The 15,382-nt window shown below is 65.0% G+C and carries 16 protein-coding genes and 1 pseudogene; 2 read left to right on the top strand and 15 right to left on the bottom strand.

Features of this window, described 5'->3' with window-relative positions; genetic code table 11:
• Positions 1–253 precede the first annotated feature (253 nt).
• From ACNQS7_RS00375 to ACNQS7_RS00390, 4 genes are all read right to left on the bottom strand, one after another.
• Entirely contained in the window at positions 254–1,222 is a 969-nt protein-coding gene (locus ACNQS7_RS00375; protein WP_055580457.1) for a DUF4192 domain-containing protein, read from the bottom strand.
• 391 nt (positions 1,223–1,613) lie between these two features.
• Positions 1,614–2,153 (bottom strand): hypothetical protein, encoded by a 540-nt coding sequence (locus ACNQS7_RS00380; RefSeq protein WP_133450020.1) that lies wholly within the window; start codon positions 2,151–2,153, stop codon positions 1,614–1,616.
• Between the two features lie 388 nt (positions 2,154–2,541).
• Positions 2,542–2,886, bottom strand: a complete 345-nt coding sequence (locus tag ACNQS7_RS00385) for a hypothetical protein (protein ID WP_133450021.1) — start codon at positions 2,884–2,886, stop codon at positions 2,542–2,544.
• Positions 2,887–2,913: 27 nt separating this feature from the next.
• Entirely contained in the window at positions 2,914–3,255 is a 342-nt protein-coding gene (locus tag ACNQS7_RS00390; protein WP_055580460.1) for a hypothetical protein, read from the bottom strand.
• Between the two features lie 397 nt (positions 3,256–3,652).
• Here ACNQS7_RS00390 and ACNQS7_RS00395 point away from each other — a divergent pair, with 397 nt between their 5' ends.
• Both ACNQS7_RS00395 and ACNQS7_RS00400 read left to right on the top strand, forming a co-directional pair.
• On the top strand, positions 3,653–3,979 hold the full coding sequence (locus ACNQS7_RS00395) for a helix-turn-helix domain-containing protein (RefSeq protein ID WP_082658843.1): 327 nt from the start codon (positions 3,653–3,655) through the stop codon (positions 3,977–3,979).
• Positions 3,980–4,026: 47 nt separating this feature from the next.
• A complete protein-coding gene (locus ACNQS7_RS00400) occupies positions 4,027–4,173 on the top strand; it encodes a hypothetical protein (RefSeq protein WP_156452787.1) in 147 nt (48 codons plus the stop codon).
• A 27-nt stretch (positions 4,174–4,200) separates the two neighbouring features.
• Here ACNQS7_RS00400 and ACNQS7_RS00405 read toward each other — a convergent pair whose 3' ends face one another.
• From ACNQS7_RS00405 to ACNQS7_RS00455, 11 genes and pseudogenes are all read right to left on the bottom strand, one after another.
• Entirely contained in the window at positions 4,201–4,878 is a 678-nt protein-coding gene (locus tag ACNQS7_RS00405; protein ID WP_055580461.1) for a hypothetical protein, read from the bottom strand.
• 6 nt (positions 4,879–4,884) lie between these two features.
• Entirely contained in the window at positions 4,885–5,067 is a 183-nt protein-coding gene (locus ACNQS7_RS00410; RefSeq protein WP_055580462.1) for a hypothetical protein, read from the bottom strand.
• Positions 5,064–6,314 carry a hypothetical protein gene (locus ACNQS7_RS00415; protein WP_055580463.1) on the bottom strand — a complete coding sequence of 417 codons (1,251 nt, stop codon included), beginning with the start codon at positions 6,312–6,314 and terminating at the stop codon, positions 5,064–5,066. Before ACNQS7_RS00415 ends, ACNQS7_RS00410 begins: the two co-directional genes overlap by 4 nt.
• Complete coding sequence (locus ACNQS7_RS00420; protein ID WP_055580464.1) at positions 6,311–6,607, bottom strand: hypothetical protein; 297 nt, start codon at positions 6,605–6,607, stop codon at positions 6,311–6,313. The genes ACNQS7_RS00415 and ACNQS7_RS00420 overlap by 4 nt, the downstream gene beginning before the upstream one ends.
• A gap of 24 nt (positions 6,608–6,631) precedes the next feature.
• Complete coding sequence (gene nrdH, locus ACNQS7_RS00425; protein WP_133450022.1) at positions 6,632–6,859, bottom strand: glutaredoxin-like protein NrdH; 228 nt, start codon at positions 6,857–6,859, stop codon at positions 6,632–6,634.
• Positions 6,860–7,416: 557 nt separating this feature from the next.
• Positions 7,417–9,069 (bottom strand): ParB/RepB/Spo0J family partition protein, encoded by a 1,653-nt coding sequence (locus tag ACNQS7_RS00430; RefSeq protein WP_133450023.1) that lies wholly within the window; start codon positions 9,067–9,069, stop codon positions 7,417–7,419.
• Between the two features lie 332 nt (positions 9,070–9,401).
• Complete coding sequence (locus tag ACNQS7_RS00435; protein ID WP_240744037.1) at positions 9,402–9,566, bottom strand: helix-turn-helix domain-containing protein; 165 nt, start codon at positions 9,564–9,566, stop codon at positions 9,402–9,404.
• A gap of 189 nt (positions 9,567–9,755) precedes the next feature.
• A pseudogene (locus ACNQS7_RS00440) lies at positions 9,756–9,962 on the bottom strand (helix-turn-helix domain-containing protein); the annotation flags it as partial.
• A 326-nt stretch (positions 9,963–10,288) separates the two neighbouring features.
• A complete protein-coding gene (locus ACNQS7_RS00445) occupies positions 10,289–10,843 on the bottom strand; it encodes a MucR family transcriptional regulator (RefSeq protein ID WP_418011101.1) in 555 nt (184 codons plus the stop codon).
• 69 nt (positions 10,844–10,912) lie between these two features.
• Positions 10,913–11,959 carry a tyrosine-type recombinase/integrase gene (locus ACNQS7_RS00450; RefSeq protein WP_133450026.1) on the bottom strand — a complete coding sequence of 349 codons (1,047 nt, stop codon included), beginning with the start codon at positions 11,957–11,959 and terminating at the stop codon, positions 10,913–10,915.
• A gap of 465 nt (positions 11,960–12,424) precedes the next feature.
• Entirely contained in the window at positions 12,425–15,196 is a 2,772-nt protein-coding gene (locus ACNQS7_RS00455; protein ID WP_418011102.1) for a hypothetical protein, read from the bottom strand.
• Between the last annotated feature and the right edge of the window lie 186 nt (positions 15,197–15,382).

The raw sequence follows: 15,382 nt of genomic DNA on the forward strand, positions 1-15,382 counted from the left end.
GCTTGGTAGGGCCGGAAATGTCCTCCGCCGCCGGCGCCACCACCGGGCGTGGGTTGACAGGTCGGGCCCCCGGCCGATTAGGCTGCGCCCCCTTGCTGACGGCAAAAAAGTCGAGCGGCTACGGATTACGCGACGCCACCGGCGGGCGTGACCGCCACTGCGCGCGGCAGCCGGCGGGGCCCTGGCCGGAAGAAAAAGGGGGACCGGCCAACCCCCGTGCGGTGGGAGCTGGCCGGTCCCGGCTTGGTGGTGATCAGTCGGTGTCGGGGGTGCGGGGTTCGGTGGCGGCGATGAGCGCTTGGCTGATCTTTTCCGGTGAGAGCCCGGCACGCAGTGCGGCCGAGAGCAGACCGGCCAGTCTCGGCTCGGGTGTGTGGCTGGTGTGGGCTTCGTCGAACGCGGCGTCTAGGGCGATGCCGGCGCGTACGGTGTCCCCGTTCAGGCACAGGCAGGCCGCCGCTACGGTGAGGGCTTCGGCGCGGGGTGCGCCGCGCAGTCGGCGGGCGATGTGGGTCCACAGGTCCGCGGCGTACTCGGGGGTGTCGACGGCCAGCCCGATCATCGCGTCGCGCAGGGCGGGGTGTGCGGTGATCAGGATGCCCGCGCGGGTGGCCAAGGTGGGGTTGGTGATGGGACCACCGGCCAGGGCGGCGGTGATCTCCTCGACGGTCGCTGCGACGAGGCGGGCGTGGTTGCCGATCTGGGCCGGGGGTGCGGGGGGCAGCGGGCTGAATTCGTCCTCGATTTCGCTGCGGTGGGCGCGGATGGTGTGGCCGCGGTGGACAAGTTGGGCGGTGAGCACGGCGTCGGTGTAGGGGTAGGTGGGTCCGTACTGGCCGGTGTCGATGTCGAGCCATTGGCCGGTCTCGGTGACGTCGCGGGTGTGCAGGCAGCGCAACACCTCGATGTTGATGGCGCGCAGGGAGTCTCGGGTTGCCTCGACCAGGTGGCGGGCGTGGATGTCGTGGGGTTGGTCGCAGACCGCGAGGATGATCGCGGCGGCGAAGTTCCCGGCACGCAGGTTGCAGGTGGCGGGGAAGTTGGTGGCTTGGTCGGTGCTGTTGATCATGTCGAAGCGGGCCGCGCAGCGCACCCCAAGACCGGTGGTGGGGTGCTGCTGGAGCAGGTAGACCACGATGCTGTTGGTCGGGACGAATCCGAGCAGGCCGGGTGCGGCGGCGACGATGTCGGCGGGGGTGCGCAGTGCGTTGACGTTCTCCATGGTGTTCTCCGTTCGGTGAAGGTGATTGGCTGCGCCGGTCAGCGCTAAGGGGTGGGCGTCAATCGGGTGAGGGTGGGCGGTCAACCCCGAAGAGTCCGGTGGTGGTGCCGGCGGATTTTCGGCCCGCGAGCGCAGCGAGCTGGGTAGGGCCGAAAATGTCTTCCGCCGCCGGCGCCGACGCCGGGCGTGGGTTGACTGCTCGGGCCCCCGGCCGATTACGCTTTGCCCCTTTGCTGACGGCAATAGAGTTGAGCGGCTACGGATTACGCGGCGCCACGGGCGGGCACCAGCGCAGCCGGTTGGCAGCCGGCGGGGTTGTGAGTCGGAAGAAAAAAATGGGCCTGGCCAGCCCTGCGTGTGGCGGGGGAGCTGGCCAGGCCGACCTGCGCGGTTAGGCGATCCGGTAATCGCAGCTGGTGGGGTCTGCGTCGTATTGCTGGCCGTCGGCGAAGATCGCGATCGCGGTCTGATGTGTGCGGCGCAGCAGTTCGATCATGGACAGCAGTCCGGCTTGGTCGCGAAGCTGCCAGGTCAGTGGGCCGGTGTAGAGGTCGATCCAGTTGACGTTCGCGGTTTTGAACCGGTTGAGCGCGGATTGGGTGACGACGGCGTAGGTGGGTCGGCGCGTCCACTCGACGCTGAGCGCCACACGGGCCTCGATCTCGTGCGGGTCGCGCCGCAGTGTCGGAATGTGGTGGGGAATGCCCAGCATCTGTGTGCGGGCGGCGGTGAACGCCTCTAGCAGCCCCTGCACGGCATGGCAGCTGTAGAAGATCATGTGAATACCAGCACAGGCCAGAGAGATTCGGGCGTCCGGGGTGCGCGCGTGGTGGGCGGACACCTCGGCGTGCTGTTGGCCTTTGATGGTGACGATGCTATGGGTGATGGTCGCGGCTGGGGTGAGGTGGTTGGGCTTGGCCGAGGTGGTCATGGATGTTCTCCGTTCGGTGAAGGTGATTGGCTGCGCCGGTCAGCGCTAAGGGGTGGGCGTCAATCGGGTGAGGGTGGGCGGTCAACCCCGAAGAGTCCGGTGGTGGGGCGGGCGGATTTTCGGCCCGCGAGCGCAGCGAGCTGGGTAGGGCCGAAAATGTCTTCCGCCGCCGGCGCCGACGCCGGGCGTGGGTTGACTGCTCGGGCCCCCGGCCGATTACGCTTTGCCCCTTTGCTGACGGCAATAGAGTTGAGCGGCTACGGATTACCGACGCCACCGGCGGGGGTGACCGGCACTGCGCGCGGCAGCCGGCCGGGGCCCTGGCCGGAACAAAAAAGGGGGCCCGGCCAACCCCCGGTGTGGTGGGGGAGCTGGCCGGGCCCGGGTGTTAGAACAGGCGACCGGCGCGGTGCGGGTCGTTGTGGCAGGGGCAGCCACAGCGCCAGCAGAAACCGGGCAGGGACAGCTTGAGCAAAATGCCGCCTTCGTGGGGGCCGCCGAGGCGATGCCCGCACTGATCGTGGCGGCCCTGGTCGCACGTTTTGGTCGGTGCGTTCTCGGGCATCTCGACGATGACTGGGGCGCCGTTGATTTCATCGGGGAAGGTGATCCAGCGGCGCCGGATGACCAGGCCGAGGTGGCGTTCTTTGCGGAAGGCCACCTGGGCGCGGCGTTTGAGGCACTGGATCGGCGCGGCGGAGGTGGCGGCCCATTGTTCCCAGAACTCGCTCATCATTGGTCCTTTAGGAGTGTGGCCGGGTCAGGACCGGTCGGTGACGTGTTGGGTCAGGGCGTAGGCGGCGCGGGTGAGCCGCAGGCTTTCGGTGATGAACGCGGCCACGTCTTCGCCACTGGTACCTTCGCTGAACTCGACGTCGTAGACCTGGTCACTGAGCAGGGCGCTGACCGCTGTGTGGGCTCCGGTGAGTGCGCTCAGGGCGGTGTTGAGGCTGGTGACGAGTTGGGCGCGGTGGTGTTCGATTTCCAGATCCCAGTCGGCGTAGAGGTTTTCGGTATCGGCGTCGCTGCCCACAGCTGGCGGCTGGTGCGGGTCGTGGTCGGCGCTGGTCCACGGGTCGATGGTGTGCTCGGTGGTGTTCATGGTCAGGATTCCTTTGCGGTAGTGGTGATCTGCGCCTGGTGGCGCGGGCTTGGGGGGGACCGGTGGGGTGGCGGTGTCAACCCCGCAGAGGCCGGCGGATCAGCAGGAGGCGGCCATGCCGCCGGTGCCGCACGGGCGCAGCGGGAGCCGCCCGCCAGGGCGGTGGGAGCGCAGAACGGGCGAGCCCGCCGGGCGTGGGTTGACAGCGACGGGGGCCCTCACCGGTCATACTTGCCGCCCGCTGACAGGCAAAAATGTCGAGGGGCTACGGGTCTCGGTGAGCACTCCGCATCACAGCTCGTGTGATATGCGTTGCAAAATGTATAGCTTTCAGGCTATATAGTCGGGCGGTGTTGATCGATTTGGCCAGCGGAGTTCGATGGTTGGGTGGAACGAAATGGCCAGAGACCGAGGCAATCAACGCCTGCAGAACATGCGTGCCGATCTGCAGCGGGGGGCGCGGGTTGCCGCGATCAGCAAGGGGATGCGCGAGATGGATCGCCGGTACGCGATCAATCTCGCCGCAATTCGCAAAGCTGCCGCGTTGACACAGACCGACTTGGCCGCACGGCTGGGGATCAGCCAAGGCTCGGTGTCAAAGATTGAGGGTCAGCAGGATTGGCTGTTGTCGACGCTGGCGGACTACATGCGAGCCGTGGGCGTCGCGAACACTCGTCTGGCGGTGACTGTCAACGGCGAGGACATGGAGTTCACCCTCATCTAGCGTGCGACGGGGGACATCGGTCACCGTCGCGCAGTAATCTAAAGGGTGTGGTTGAGACGGCGTTGTGGCGATTGATGGTGGATTCAACGGGTCAAGTGCCGGTGCCGCTCATGGAGTGGGTCGTCAGCGGGGAGTGGCCGTCACCGCAGTTGCGTTGCGATGTAGCGTTCCCCGACCAGTTGTTCACCTATTGACCACAGCGCCCTAAAACGACAGGACGGTCAGCTCAGCAGTTGCAGTCCGTCGGCCAGGGAGGCGAATCGGCCGTGTTCTTGGCCGTTGGTGGTGGTTTTTTCGCCGAGCCAGATGCCGATGATTTCGGCGGATCCGGTTGCGGTGGTGAGCCAGACGGGGCCGCCGGAGTCGCCGGGGATGCTCGACGGCATCCCGGTGGTGAGGTATTGGTTTTTGCCGGCGTATCCGGTGATGGCTCCGCAGTGTTGGCCGCTGGAGACTCCGGTGCGACAGACTTGCTGGCCTTTTTCGGGTTGCGGGTGACGGTTGGTGGTGGGTGTGTCGCCGATGTAGGCCAGCGGCAGTGATCGGATACCGAAATCGATCAGGCCGTAGTCGGGGCCGCCCTGGTAGGGCGGCTCGACGATGGCGCGGGTGAAGTCTCCGGTCAATCCGGTGCGGGTGGCGCGGGCGTAGCCCGCGGTTTTACCGCGGCAGTGTCCCGCGGTGACGGCGTAGGTGTGCAGGTCGTGGCCGGTGTAGACGTAGCCGACGGTGCAGAACATGGTGATATCGGCGGTGGGACTGAGGTATTCGATGCGGTCGCCGGGGCTGACCGTGGGAATGTCGGCTCGGGCCGGGGTTGATCCGGCCACGGCGATGATCGCAAGAGACAGGGCGGTCAGGGCGGTCAGGGCGGCGCGGGCTCGGCTGGTGATGTGCATGGGTTGTTACCTCGAGGAGTGCGGGCGGGGGGAGCGGAGGTGTCGTTCGGAGCGCAGTTGGGCACGCGCGCACAGGCCGTCGATCCAGGCGCGGGCAGTGTGGGCGGCCGGGCCGCCGGTGCGGCCTGCGGCCGCGGTGATGGCGGTGGTGACTTGGGCGGTGACGAGGGTTTCGATGCCGGTGTTCATGCGGACTCCTGCAGGCCGGGCTGGGTGGTGGCGCTGCGCCGGTAGTCGGCTGCGGCGCGGGTGCGCAGTGCGGTGACGGTGCGCAGGGCCGCCTCGGCGGTCGCTGAACGCTTGTGGCGCACGACTTTGGTCAGCTGTTGGTGTTGGTGGTGCACGGCGCGCAGCTGGCGGGCGGCTTCGGCCAGCCAACGACTGTGGGTGTGCGCCCGAGCTACGGTGGCGCGTGCCTCGGCTAGCGCGGTCCTGCATTGGTCAGCGGCGGCGGCGGCGGTGGCGGCCAGGGCCATGGCGTGCAGTTCGTCGAGGCTGACCACGGTGAGCCCGCCGAACGGTTCACCCGGTTGCCACAGGCCGGCGGCGATGTGATCAGTGACGTCGGATTTCTCGGCCGGTAGTGCGGACAGCACGATGACGACCTGCGCGGCGCGTCGGTGCAGCCGGGTGTACAGGTCCAGCGCACGCCGGTAGCCGGCCAGATCCCGGTCGGCGGCGATGACCACCTTCAGCCCATCGAAGTGCGCGAGCAGTTCGTCACCGAAGTTGGCGGCTCCTTGGGCGTTGGTGGTGGCCAGACAGCCTGCGCGGGTGAGGGTTTCGGCGTCCTTCTCGCCCTCGGTGATCCAGATCCACTGGTCGGTGGCGGCCGCGGTGCAAATCGCGGTACTGCGGTAGAGCACGGGGCTGAATCCCTCAGGTTTGCGATACACCCAGCGCCGGCCGTCGCGGTAGCGTTGCTGAAACCGTTTATGCGGCTGGCCGGTGCAACTGCATTCTTGGCGCAGCACTTGCTGGTGGGGCAGTCCGCGGTCGGTGGTGTAGGTGTAGACGCGCACCGTTGTCCACTGGTGGTCGACAGGGTCGGCGGTTGGGGTGATCCGCGCGGGCAGCGGACCCATGACGAGCGCGGGCCGCGCTGCGGCGGTGCGACGGTGCCAGGCGGGGTGATTCGTGGGAGCCGGTGCGGGGGCGTCGAACAACTCGGCCACCCGCAATCCAAGGGCTGCGGCGAGGTCGGCAATGCTGGCCTGGCAGCTAAAGCAGTGCATCAGCACCGCGCCCCCCTGCTCGCCGCGCCCGGTGGGCCGCCAGGTGACTGACAGCGACGGGCTGTGGTCGGTGTGCAGCGGGCAGCTTGCCATGAAGGCGTCGGTCCCACGGGGGCGGATGTGGTGACCGGCGGTCTCGAACGCCTGGTGGACGTGCTCGAATGCACCACGGGGTCGGCACGTGTGGTGTGCGGCGCTCATCGCGGGACCCCGTTGTCGATGACGGCGTGCACGACGGCGTAGGTGGCGCGGGCGTTGCGGATGGTTTCGTCCAGGAACGCGGCGACGTCGCGGCCGTCGCGGCCGTCGATGAAGTCAGCGTCGTAGACGGTGTTGCTGCACAAACGATCCAGGGTGTCGGCGGCGCTTTGCAGGGATTCGATGCCGGCCGCGATGTGGGCCAGCAGTTGCCTGCGGGTTTCACCGATGCGTTCAAGATGGTCGAGTTCGCTGATGTCGTGCAGGTCGTGGTCCAGGGCGGCGAAAGTGTGCATGACAGTTGTCCTTTGGGTTGGGCCTTAAGCGGCCAGAGCCTTGATGCGGTCGGGGCGGAAACCTGACCAGTGCGCGTCCTCGGCGACCACCACGGGTGCATGCAGGTAACCGAGTGCCATCACATAGTCGCGGGCCTGGGCGTCGGTGGTGATGTCGATTTTCTGGTAATGCACGCCTGCTTTATCGAGAGCGCGGAATGTGGCAGTGCATTGCACACACGCGGGTTTGGTGTACACGGTGAGTGTAGACATTGGTAGCCCCCTGGAAGTAATTCGGGATCGGTTATCGATAAATCAATATTATCGGGCCAATTTGGCTGGCGCCACATCGGTGAGAAACAAATTTGCCGAACTTTTGTCACGGCTTTCCTCGATGGATTCCACCCCGGAGTTGCCTGTTGAGTGAGCAGGCCGGTATACCTGCAGTTCGTTGACTGCCAGCATCTTTCATCCGATGCCCGCGGTCCCGGTTGGCTGTCCAGGCCCGCTGATTCCCGCGCAAAGTGGACAAACGGGGAATGCATCCGGTGATCGCGTCTCTCCCAAATAACAAATCACAATGAATCGTGACGTGGTGTCTGTACATCGACCTAATGCATACCGACTATGGTCATCCTTTCCCGTGTGACATCTATTTTATTTGCCGTGCGGCAGCACGATCCAAGACCGGCATGAGGGCGTTGTAGCGCCAGGTAAAATCGGTGGTCCTTTACGCCATTGGTTCGCTGGTTCATCTGTGGGGGTGCTGGCCATTGATATTTGATTGTGGTGGGGCCAGGACTGCGGCGCTTGACCCCACCACGGACGGGTTATTTCTGGGCGACCTCAGCAAGGTGCAGGTCGTAGACTTCGTCGGCGGTCTTGTCACCGGCGATGACCTCTTCGACGGGAGCCAGGGTGTAGCCGTTGGCAGCCAGCCATTTGAGGTAGTCGCCGCATGTCACGTGGTGTGACCAGTGGTTGATTGTCACCGGGTTGCGCCAGGAGTCTTTGAGGGTGCGCGCCTCCAAGGCCGCCAGGACCAGGCCCAAGGTGATGACCTGTGCCCGCGCGTCAGCAGTGGCCGAGAGTGTGGAAGCGACTTTGCTGACCGAGTGCGCGTTGTCCAGCCCGAGTAGCTCAGCGGTCGTTTCGGCGGCGTTGTGGTTGGTCAGCAGGTAGCTGTCGCGGGCCAGGCAGTCCGCGACGAAGATGGCAGCACCCTTGGGAGCGGTCTTGCGGGCCAGCAGCTTCGTGACGAACTCCCGGCGTACGGTCTGGGCGGCTGCCCCGAGCTTGTTCAGCGCCAACACCTTTCGTCGTTCACACTTTTCGGCCTCGGCACTCTCTGCTGCAATCCGTTCCCGTTCGGCCTCGCGTGCCTCGTCGTCAAGATCGACCATGGATCCCGCTGCGTTGTCAGACTCGACCAGCCCGGCCTGGCGGGCGAACCATGCATCGAGCGTCAGGCCCGCTGCGCGGTAGTTCAAGCAGAAGTACTGCGGGGTGAACACGATCGTCTCGGTGACGGTAGCGGCGTGGCGCAACCCTGCGGCGGGTGTGGCGTCGGGGTCATCCTGGGTGTCCCAGTCCACCTCGTCCTCGTCCACGACCGCGCCCGTCTCGACATCAGCGAGACCTTCAGATTCGAAAAGCATCACCGCCCACAGCGAGGGGTTGGTGACTGCGCTCTCGTCGGCCTCGGCGTCCCCGGCGGTGCGCAGCCGGTACAGGGGAACGCAGTCGGGGTCGAATGAGGGCTGCTCATCCAGCACGGCGAAGCCCTGATCGATGTAGCTCTGGGCCGCTTTAGCTTCTGCCTCGGCAGTGATCTTCTCCTGACGGAGCTGGGACACCACGTGCTGAAACCGCCGACTTCCGGCTGCCTGCATCAGGCGGCTGAGGGCACCGGGGGTGTCCTCGAACTCGGTGAGCGCAGCGGCTTCTTCCAGGCTGAGCTGACCGTCAGCCAGGCAGCGCATCGCGGTGTCGGACTTCCCGACCGCCGCAGCAGCTTTGACGGTGTCCTTGGCGAGCGACAGCTTCTTGGAGACTTTGGTGATGGACGCTCCGGCGTCGATCATCTGCTGGATTCCGCGCGCCCGCTGGGCATCGGTGAGTTGGCGGCGCTGGTCGTTTTCCACGATCTGCTCAGCGACCCGTTCGACCAACAGCGCCTTATCGTCGCCGACACCAGCGGCGCGCACATACACCGGGACCGTGGCCAGTCCGGCCTCGCGGGCGGCCAGGGTGCGGCGCTGACCGGCCCGGACCCACAGTTTGCCGTCGCTGTCTTGCACAGCGGCGATCGGGATCAGGACACCGTGCTCCTGGATGCTGGCCACGAACTGTTTGTCGAGGGCCGCGTCGTCGCGCACGTTGGTTTCCAGGGTCAACCCGTGGGGGTCGACGTGCATGAGGGTGCCCGCGCTGGCGTCCTCAGGGGCTGCGTGCTCGGTCTGCGGGTCGATGATGTCGGTCATGTCACTACCTTCCAAAGGTGGGGCGTCCTAGGTCGGGGCCGCCCGTTCTTTTGCCGTTCTGGCAGCGAAGATTTCGGCTGGCGCGAGCCCAGCGAAGTGCAAGGTCCGGGCACAAGGTGTTCGCCGCGACCCTGCGAGCGCAGCGGGCACTTTGTGAGCCTTGTGCCCGTAGCGAAGCGGAGGCCGTGGCCTTGCGCGCAGCGGGCCGCCGCCGGCAAAAATCGGAGGCCAGAAAGGCAGAAGTTCAAAAGCAATTGCAAGCGCCGCAGGCGCTTTCCTTCTGCTCTCTTGAATGGAAAGCCGTGACGCGGCTTACCTACCGACGTCGACGATCAGCGTGGCAAAGGGTCAAGCAGGTCGCGCAGGCGCACCGTATCGATATAGACCCGGCGCGGACCGACCCGGCGAACCGGCAACTCATCGCGGGCGATCAACCGATATACAGCCTGAGGGCTGATCCCCAACAACGGTGCCGCGTCAGCAACCGGCAGCAGCAACGGCAGAGCCTCCCACCGGCGCTCCGCGGCACCGGCGGCCCGCACGGCCCGGGAATGAACGCCGCCACGGCCGCGGGCTGAACGGGCCGCTTTCGCCGGACCTCGAAAACGTCGCGCAGGGCCGCAATTCAGGTGAAACCGACTGGGCAGGCGAGCCCCGTCAGCGTCGAATTGCGACCGCCGGCTCAGCAACCCCCGGCCCTCCAAATCGTTGAGAGCACGTAACACGGTGCTTCGTGCGGCCCCGGACCGAGCCGTTAATGCGCGAAGGGAGACACACGCAGTGTGATCGGGCTCAGCGCTGTCGGCCAACACCACGAGAATCATTCGCGCTAAGGCAGATCCGGCCGCAGCGCTGCACACCCACGCGTGGACATCGGAGCCAGGCTGTCTCATACTTCTGAGGCTAAGCCCCTGTGATAGCCTACCGCGACGGCCGCGGCCCACCAATTTGTGACGGTGCCGATGCCCACCATGAGTCGAATGCGTCTTCAGCAGACCTATCGCGGCTGGGAAGAAGTGGGGCCCTCGCGGCGTCCTGCGTGCAGCGCCCGGCTAAACTAGGTGCCCAACAGGTACTGGTAGGCACCTCTCACCGCGCCTGTGGAACCCTTCACCGTTCGCACCGATGCGCGTGCGCGCACATCATGTACACGCCGGCACCAAGCGATCGGTGCCGCCCGCAAAGCCTGGACGGCCGCTAAGCGATCGACCGTAACGGCTTATCTGCCGTGTCCGGGGTATCGGTACAGCCGCTGATAAATCCAAGACTCTGAGCGGTCGAAGCTGCGACTGATCGACATGGCGGTGATCGTCGGGTCGGCGGCCAGCAGGGCGCGCACCTGGTCGCACCACTGTTGCAGCGGCAGATCATCACCTAGCTGCCGCATCTCATCATCGGTCAGCAGCCGCCCTCGCTTCGCCGACAACGCCGCGCTCCGACGGACCCGAGTCGCGGCCGGCCACTGCGACCTCGGCCGCATCTGTGCGCGCGCCCGATCCGGATTGCGTGACCGGTCCAGGTTCGCGACGTGCTCGTCGCGGTGCAGCTCCCACGCCTGCGACATCTTCTGACGGATCTCGCCGGCAATCAGAACCGCGGTCAGCTCCAAACCGTGGCGAGCGCGATACTGAGCACCCGACAGGCCATGGGTGCGCATCGCGTGAGTCGCCAGATGCAGAAACGCGCGGCCACATTCGTGGCAGACGAGATGGCCGTTCTCGTCGGTGGTGAGCTGGCCATAGGCGCCGTGGCCATCACGATCTCCGACCCGCATAGCTGATCACTGTAGCCAGGCGCGAACCCGGAGGTTGATCACTTGGTTACCGCAGCCGTCAGAGCGGCACTAGTGACGATCGGCCGTGAGGCGGTAGAGCGGGTTTTGCGCCGCGGCGGAACGGGTTTCGGCCCCGGCAGCGTTGACGTACCGCTGGGAGGTCGCCATGGATTCGTGGCCAAGGAGTTTCATGAGGGTGTAGACGCTGATGTTGGTGTTCGCTAGCTCGGTGGCATAGGTGTGTCGCAGCGCGTGCACCAGGGCCCCCGGATTGCGGTGAGCGTCCGGCCCGGCCAATTTGAACGCACGCAGGATTCGGTATTGCAGTGCCCCCCGGGTGATGCGCTGCCCGTCGACACCGACGAACAGCGGCGCTGTGGTGGGCCAGCGGCGCAGCACCGGAACGTCGCTGCCCTGCCGGCGCCGGCTGGCCGCGGGGAAGCGAGTGCCGCGACTGGCCAGGTAGTCACTCAAAACGTCAATCAGGGCCGCCTCGATCGGGATGGCGCGGTCCTTATTGCCCTTGCCGCGCACGTGGATCACCCCACCGGCCTCGGTGAGGCGGACATCCCCGACGTTGGCAGCGCGCAATTCGCCGGCACGCAGACCAGCGAGCAAGATGGTCAGAATAATGGCGCGGTCCCGTTCGGGCCATTGGTTGCGCAGATTCGCATCGCTGTGGTCTGTGACGGCGTCGACGAGGGCCTTAGCGGCCGCGGCGGGAAGTGCCTTCGGAAGGCTCTTGGCGACCTTCGGTCTGCCCACGAATTGCATCGGGTTGGCCTCGAGCAGCTCAGCGGTAAACAGATAGCTGCACAACGTGTTCCACGTCGACCAGCAGCGCCGGATGGATGCTGGTTCGCGGGAGGCGGCGAACACCGCGAAGGCCTGGCGCATCGTGTCCTTGGTGATCGCGACGCAGTCCAGCGCAGCCAGCTGTTGGGGGCCGCCGGCCAGCACGACGGCGATCGCGTCAAAGTCACACCGATACGCGTCCACGGTGTGCGGTGAGGGTTTGCGGGTGCTTCGGTCGGCCAGAAACGCGCGAAACCATTCGGGCCGCTCAGCGTCGGTGCGCGGTGGCGCACTTGGCGAGGGTGCTTCAGCGGGTGACATAGTTCATGTATAATAGCGGTTATCCATGAACAGGTCCGCTATTTTCATCAGATGAATCACAGATGCCGGGCTGGCATTGATTGGCGCCCACTGTGGCGTGGTGGCCAAAGCCCTTGTTGGTCTGTGGGTTTGGGCTCAGTGGTGGTATCGATCTGCTTGGAGCGCGGAACACCACTTTGCAGAGTCTCGTTGTGGCTGCACCGCCGCCCTTGGTCGCCGAGCTCATCGGATACAGCTACAACACCGCCCAGCTCCACACGGCGATCGCAGCCCAGCCGTGGGCACGGTACGTTATAGTCGACCATCCATGAATTATTTATGGCATTGCATGTATCATGCTGCCGCTCAGCGCTTTTGGCTCTCTGATCCCGAACTCGGGTACGAACGATCTCTAGACGTCTAGATGTCTAGATGTCTAGTAGTCCGTATAATCGATCATTTCCTGTCGATATCCACTCGACCTTCTCACCCGGTGACTGTGTGCGTGATGTCGGTGGCGACTAGTTTGGCATGAAGCTCGTTGACGCGCAATCTGATTCGATTAGCTACTGCAGATAGCTCCGACGTTGGCCCCAAAGGTACGGCGACCAGTTCTTCGATCGCGTGGACGACGTTGGCCAAGCCCATTCCGAGCGGGACAGCCAGATGCGTCTCATACAGTTCGAGCGCGAGCAGCCTCTCCACCTCTGTCAGCGCCGAGTCGAAGTTACCCCGGTGCAGGGCAATGACCGCTTCGAGGCAGCGCACTGTGACCGCGTCGTGGGCATTGGCGCCGTCTCGCATCAACGGGATCAATGCCTCGGCAGAGTCGAGGTCACGCGCCTCAACCAGCTCATTGATGCGATCCATGACTGCGTTCGGCCGGATCTCGTCACTGGGGTCGCGTGTGATGACTGCGGCGATCACTTCTACAGCCTGCGCAAGCTGCGAATCTTGCCGATACCGCTCCCGGTTGTTGAGGAAGGACCGCAGCAGATAGGCCCTGTCATATGCGGCAGTGGCTGCCTTGCCGCCAAATGACTCGCAACTCAGTAGGATTCGCACCGCCAATTGTGCAAATGGGCGCATCGTCATAGCCGACGAGCCAGCTATGCTCAGGTCGACGACGATCGAAGACACCGCCACGAGTGCCATGACATCGCGGACCCGGTCGCGGGGTAGTTCGGCGAGATCCAGCAGGACTGTACGGGCGAGATTGACCGAGGAGGTGAAGTCACCGCGGCTCATGCGGCAGGTGGCCAGTTCAAGTTGGAGCATGCTCCGCGTGTACTTAAACATGGTGACCTGCTCGGGTCGGTGAAACTCAAATCGGCTGACCTGCAGGATCACTCGCAAGAGCTGCTCGGCATGTGAAGCGAGTTGGTCGACGGCGAAAAATGCGTTTCGATGTCTCATCTGGCTCATCCAGCCGATCAGCACCGACATCATCATCGTTAACTGGTCTCCCAGCCGTGCTGGCGGGATCTGGCGAAGGAACAGTTCTCGTACGATCTCCTGCACCAGAGGGTGGATCTCGATCGTTTCGGCGACTTCGCTATCGGGCTCGACTCTATCGACCAGAAAGGCCCGGTGGGCAATCGATTGGGTGCGGAAGATGCTGATGTACCGCCGCCTCGTGGCTCCGTCGGCTATTTCCGGGTCTGGGAAGTGTCCGAGTTGCAACAGCATTGACTCTGGGGTGGCGGCGATCAGGTAGTTCAGTGGGATCAGGTCTGGTGCTAGCAGTGAGGCCCGCTGTAGCAGGGCTTGCGCCATCCGCACGTCGAGATTCGAGCTAGGACCAATGCCTGCACCGAGATGGTGGACAGCATGGTTGATGGCGGCGTATGCGGTCTTGTTGTCGACTCCTGGTGGGACGGCGCCCTCGTCTTCGAGCGCATCCAGTTCGGCGAAGTAGTCCTGCGAAAGCTCGGCCAGAGTGCCTGCCGCATTACCGAAGTACATTCCTGCCATGCTCACCGCGAGTGGCATCCATCCGAGCCGCTCGACGATGTCGGTGATGCCGGCGTGCTCGGTCGCTGAGTCCAGACCCGCGTAGCTGGTAAAGCAACTCGCGGCTTCGGCCGGGGCGAATACTCCTGTGTCGATTCTGGGAATACCTGGCCACCAGCCGGTTTCGTTGGTCGTGGTGACCAGAACTGAGCCGTTGCCACGGGTGGGCAAGAACCGTTCGATGTCACGCCGCGCTGCGGCCCCATCGAAAACGATGAGCCAGGGGCCGCGCTGGGCGGCTAGGGCAGCCAGGAACCGCTCTGCGGGATCGTCGCGGTGACCGAGCCGGACTCGGGTCAATTCTTCAGTCCGTCGTCGCACGTTCGAGACGATCAGTGTGTCGTCCCGACAGTCGATCCAGCAGATGAACTCATAGGAGTTGGCGTGCAGGTGGCAGTAATCGGCGGCCAGCGCGGACTTTCCGTAACCGGTCATACCGCTGAGGACCGCTACCCGTGGGCGCTGCGCCTGGGCAGGATGCCCGATGGCTTTAAAGATTTCACCAAGGCGTTCGACGCGGGGCACCGTGGATGCAAACGTCGGAATACCGCTGATCGGAATCCCCCAGTCGAAGCTGCCTGTCGCATGGGCGATCTCCGCGTCAGGCCTTCTCACAATCTCCATGACCTCGTGGGCAGTCAGTTTGGAGGCGACGGTGCCGGCGGCGGATCGGAAGATCTGGTTCAGCAGGACGGTGGCGACGATACGCGCGCTGGATTCACCTTGGCTGAGCGCGTGATCGCGACGGAGCCCGCGGATACGCTCCGCCAGCCCCTCCGCTAGATCGTCGATGCTCCGGCCATCAACGAGGATCCGGCGTGGTGGCGAGCCGTCGGCGGTTTGGGACGCTGGGTGGGCGAAAGCCGCGATCGCGCCGTCGGCATCTTCGAGGCGGCCACACTGTTCGGTGAGGCCCGACGATAGTGGCCGGTTGGTCAGCAGGGTGGCCGTCGAGGTCTTACAGCCCGACAACCTGCCAAGCACCTCTTGAGCTTCGCCGGGATACAGCTGATTGCCATGCGGGTCGGCGGACCCCTTCACTTGAACTTTGTCCACGACCCGCGCATCGACTTCCACAGCGAAGTCCACGATGTCGTCGTCGGCGGCCAGACCGCGGCTAACCAGCGCGGTGGGCTCGACTAGCAGCGACGCCGTGGGATGTTCGCTGAGGAAACGGAGGTAGTACTCCGCAGTCGCCGCGTATTGATAGAGGTATCCGAAGGCTGACCGCGTCCCGCCGCTCACGTCGCCTGTTTTCACCCCTTCAGCGCTGCCAGTAATCGCCCAGATGATAGCACAGGTGTTCGAGAGACGCGGGGTATACCGATCCGGAGTTGTCGCCGTCCGCTGTCAACGTCATGCGAGCCCGCCATCGTCTTGGGCGGAACGTTCGAGCCTCCGCGAAGTCTGGTTCGGCAACCATTCACACCC

The organism is Mycobacterium sp. 23 (assembly GCF_048287075.1).
GTDB classification, from domain to species: Bacteria; Actinomycetota; Actinomycetes; order Mycobacteriales; family Mycobacteriaceae; genus Mycobacterium; species Mycobacterium gordonae_B.

Coding starts and splice junctions, on each gene's coding strand:
- ACNQS7_RS00375 (WP_055580457.1), bottom strand. CDS start 1,222: ATGGAGAACGTCAACGCACTGCGCACCCCCGCCGACATCGTCGCCGCC.
- ACNQS7_RS00380 (WP_133450020.1), bottom strand. CDS start 2,153: ATGACCACCTCGGCCAAGCCCAACCACCTCACCCCAGCCGCGACCATC.
- ACNQS7_RS00385 (WP_133450021.1), bottom strand. CDS start 2,886: ATGAGCGAGTTCTGGGAACAATGGGCCGCCACCTCCGCCGCGCCGATC.
- ACNQS7_RS00390 (WP_055580460.1), bottom strand. CDS start 3,255: ATGAACACCACCGAGCACACCATCGACCCGTGGACCAGCGCCGACCAC.
- ACNQS7_RS00395 (WP_082658843.1), top strand. CDS start 3,653: ATGGCCAGAGACCGAGGCAATCAACGCCTGCAGAACATGCGTGCCGAT.
- ACNQS7_RS00405 (WP_055580461.1), bottom strand. CDS start 4,878: ATGCACATCACCAGCCGAGCCCGCGCCGCCCTGACCGCCCTGACCGCC.
- ACNQS7_RS00410 (WP_055580462.1), bottom strand. CDS start 5,067: ATGAACACCGGCATCGAAACCCTCGTCACCGCCCAAGTCACCACCGCC.
- ACNQS7_RS00415 (WP_055580463.1), bottom strand. CDS start 6,314: ATGAGCGCCGCACACCACACGTGCCGACCCCGTGGTGCATTCGAGCAC.
- ACNQS7_RS00420 (WP_055580464.1), bottom strand. CDS start 6,607: ATGCACACTTTCGCCGCCCTGGACCACGACCTGCACGACATCAGCGAA.
- nrdH (WP_133450022.1), bottom strand. CDS start 6,859: ATGTCTACACTCACCGTGTACACCAAACCCGCGTGTGTGCAATGCACT.
- ACNQS7_RS00430 (WP_133450023.1), bottom strand. CDS start 9,069: ATGACCGACATCATCGACCCGCAGACCGAGCACGCAGCCCCTGAGGAC.
- ACNQS7_RS00445 (WP_418011101.1), bottom strand. CDS start 10,843: ATGCGGGTCGGAGATCGTGATGGCCACGGCGCCTATGGCCAGCTCACC.
- ACNQS7_RS00450 (WP_133450026.1), bottom strand. CDS start 11,959: ATGTCACCCGCTGAAGCACCCTCGCCAAGTGCGCCACCGCGCACCGAC.